Raw genomic sequence first — 1,980 nt, 5'->3', positions numbered from 1 at the left:
CCGGTGTCGTGCGGGCGGGGGCTGACCTCGGAGAAGTAGACGTCGACGCCCTTGACGAACAGCTCCACGCCGAACACGCCCACCCCGCCGAGCGCGCCGGTGATCCGGGCCGCGACAGAGCGGGCCGAGTCGTAGGCGTCCTGCGTCATGGCCTGCGGCTGCCACGACTCCACGTAGTCGCCGCGCTCCTGGCGATGGCCGATCGGCTCGCAGAAGTCGGTGCGGATCTCGCCCGTGTCGGGGTCCACGCTGCGGACGGTGAGCAGGGTGATCTCGTACTCGAAGTCGACGAACGACTCCACGATCACGCGCGCCCCCGCGACCCGGGCGCCGGACTGCGCGTAGTCCCAGGCGGCCTCCACGTCCTGGGGACCGCGAAGGGAGGACTGGCCCTTGCCCGACGACGACATGGTGGGCTTGACCAGGCACGGGAACCCGATCTCGGCGCACGCCTCCTGCAGGTCCTCCAGCGAGGAGGCGAAGGCGTACCTGCTGGTGGGAAGGCCCAGCTCCTCGGCGGCGAGGCGGCGGATGCCCTCCCGGTCCATGGTCAGCTGCACCGCCCGGGCGGTGGGCACCACGCGGGCCAGCCCGTCCTGCTCGATCTGCGCGAGCGCGGCCGTGGCGATGGCCTCGATCTCGGGCAGGATCACGTGCGGCCGCTCGAGTTCCACCACGCGGCGCACCTCCGCCGCGTCGGTCATGTCGATGGTGTGGGCCCGGTGCGCGACCTGGTGGGCGGGCGCCCCGGCATAGCGGTCCACCGCGATCACCTCGACGCCCAGGCGCTGCAGCGCGATGGTGACCTCCTTACCCAGCTCGCCCGAGCCGAGCAGCATCGCGCGGGTGGCGCCGTCCGAGCCGGGCGTGCCGAAGCGGTGCACGACGGGAGGGGCGAGGGGATCGTGAGCGGCGGTCATGGGCATCACGCTAGTAGACCTGCGGCGACGGGCGGAACGCGGCCGAACAGACCGCCGGGCCCGGCACCATGGAGGTGCCGGGCCCGGGGATCAGTCATCGAAGGTCGGTCAGTTGATCGTCTCCACGCCGACCGTGCCCTCGTCGTTGCTGTTGCTGCCGGCCTCGCTGAAGCCGGAACCCGTCGCCGAGTTGCCGTCCGAGCTGGCCGCGCCGAGCGATCCGACCACGGTCGCCGCCATCTCGACGCTGCCACCGGTCACGCTGCCCACACCGATCGAGCCACCGGGCAGGACATCGTTGAGCGCGTCCGCGACGACCTGCTTGTCGATGCCGATGCTGAACGGGTCACTGCCCTGCGGCGCACCCGGCGTGTTGCAGGTGACCATGGCGATCGACGGCTGATCAGAGGTCGGCGCGGTCGCGGTCCACGTCACCGACTCGCCCTTCTCGACGAGCACGCCGTCACCGGGGGACGCATAGAGCACACCGATGATCGAGTTGTACAGATCCTCGTCGTCGTCGGGGTTCGGGTCCGCGATCGCCTCCGGATCGCCCGACGCGTCGGCACGGAGCAGCGATACTCCACCTTCGGCCTCGATGAACTCGAGCCCGGCCTTGAACTTCACTTGGTCGTCTCCGTCGATGCCGCTCTCGATGAACGACGAGAACGGAGCCGTGAAGCCCACGCAACGCTGGTCGACCGTGCCCCCGTTGGTGTAGGTGACGGTCGGTCCACCCGTCTCATTCGGGGTGACCTTCACCGCACCGTTGAGCCCAGCGGAAAACAGCATCACAGCGGACGCGATCTCGGACGAACCCTGAGCCCCGGCCATTCCGGCTCCTGTGAACACAGCTCCGGAGGCGAGCGCGAGGGCGGATGCACCTGCAGCGAGTCGCTTGAATGTAGCCATATGAACTCCTTGCCGTAGTGAGAGCCCCGCAGTTCCTTCTGCGGTGCCACTGCCCGGCGCTCAGGAAACGCCGTACCCAAATTAAATAAGTCAACATAAGTGTTTCTCCATTATGGCCTGCGGGATGGCCCCGTCGGGGGGCATCGCG

Annotated in this window: 2 protein-coding genes; both read right to left on the bottom strand. The window is 69.0% G+C overall.

Annotated features, from left to right (window positions below; all coding sequences use genetic code 11):
- A partial coding sequence (purT, locus tag B4M60_RS10740) for a formate-dependent phosphoribosylglycinamide formyltransferase (RefSeq protein ID WP_414646788.1) occupies positions 1–926 on the bottom strand: 926 nt, incomplete at its 3' end.
- Between the two features lie 102 nt (positions 927–1,028).
- Positions 1,029–1,712, bottom strand: coding sequence for a hypothetical protein (locus tag B4M60_RS10735; protein WP_291083478.1), 684 nt, complete (start codon positions 1,710–1,712; stop codon positions 1,029–1,031).
- Positions 1,713–1,980: the final 268 nt, after the last annotated feature.

Source organism: Dietzia sp. UBA5065, from assembly GCA_002415925.1.
GTDB lineage: Bacteria > Actinomycetota > Actinomycetes > Mycobacteriales > Mycobacteriaceae > Dietzia.
This window is presented reverse-complemented; position numbering and strand designations above follow the sequence as displayed.

Bases quoted from the DNA above. Each gene is read 5' to 3' on its own strand.
- B4M60_RS10735 (WP_291083478.1), bottom strand. From the start codon at position 1,712: ATGCTGTTTTCCGCTGGGCTCAACGGTGCGGTGAAGGTCACCCCGAAT.